Origin of the sequence: Flavobacterium suncheonense GH29-5 = DSM 17707, from assembly GCF_000430025.1 — a bacterium.
GTDB lineage: Bacteria > Bacteroidota > Bacteroidia > Flavobacteriales > Flavobacteriaceae > Flavobacterium > Flavobacterium suncheonense.
This window is the reverse complement of the sequence record NZ_AUCZ01000055.1, coordinates 1-1,144: the sequence shown is the minus strand read 5'-3', so window position 1 is coordinate 1,144 and position 1,144 is coordinate 1. Positions and strand designations below refer to the sequence as shown.

1 protein-coding gene is annotated in these 1,144 nt (G+C 29.8%); it reads left to right on the top strand.

Annotated features, from left to right (window positions below):
- Window positions 1–85 precede the first annotated feature (85 nt).
- Entirely contained in the window at window positions 86–916 is an 831-nt protein-coding gene (locus G498_RS0110150) for a DUF3800 domain-containing protein (RefSeq protein WP_026981043.1), read from the top strand.
- Window positions 917–1,144 lie beyond the last annotated feature (228 nt).

The following is a 1,144-nucleotide window of genomic DNA, read 5'->3' as shown; positions in this document are numbered from 1 at the left end:
CTGCATTTCATAACATATTTTTTCTTAAATTGCCGCAACGTCGGCCAAGCCTGAAACGTTATACACCATATTAAAAAACGAATCGATGTATAAATTCTATTGCGACGACACTGCAATAACACAAACGAAAGAAAATCATTTTCCAGTAAATATTCTTGGAGGTATTCTCATCAAAAGAGAGGACGAAATTCGTTTAAGCAATAGTATTAAAAAAATTAAATCAAAGTACATTCTGGAAACATTACCAATAAAGTATAATTTAAAAGATGTACAACAAAAATATAAAGAGTTCAAAAAGCTTGATGAATTTGAAAAATTAAAATCAAATTATAACGATTTTAGGAAAGAGATTATAAACGAAATGAATAATTATGATGTTAAAATAATTATATCTTGCGTTGAAAATTTCCAACAAAAACCAAAAAACCAAGGGGAATTAAAACGAGATTTGTCATCTTATCTATTTGCAAATACTTTAATGAGGCTTGGATTGATTATTAAAGAGAATAATTCAGATTATACTCAAGTTATTTTAGATTGGCCTGAAGGAAATGATCCTAAGCCTTTTGATAAAGAATATTTTTATGCCTACAACAAAGGAACATCAAGCAGTGGTCAACCATTTTTTTCTGGGGCTTTAAAAAATTTAAATTTTGACCAAACCTTATATTATGCAAGATGCCATCACTCAAATTTATTACAACTTTCAGATATAATAATTGGATCGACAAGAGATTGGGCTTCTTGTTTGATACAAAATCGAGATTATTCAATTGGAAAAGAATTGACAGAATTATTTATGCATAAATTTCATGGTTATCCTAATAACATTCTTGGGCAAGGCATTAACGTTAGTAGCAATAGCCCTAAATTCAAACAAAAACTTTCCGAAATATTAAAGAAATACGGTGTATAACAACGGTTTAAAACCATTGCTGGTTTATAACTTTAAAGAAAATCCTGCGGATTTTCGAGCACTGCATTCCATAACAAATATTTCGTAAATTGCCGCAACGGTTTTAAGCCGTAAAACGTTAACCGCAATTTAACAGCAGACTCAAGAATCTAACGCAATTTTCAAGACAAAAAAATGACTTAAAATTGTGTTATGAAATCAGCTTACAAAAGACTCAATCGTAGCCAT

Excerpts from the sequence above, each read along its gene's own strand:
- G498_RS0110150 (WP_026981043.1), top strand. The coding sequence starts at position 86 with ATGTATAAATTCTATTGCGACGACACTGCAATAACACAAACGAAAGAA.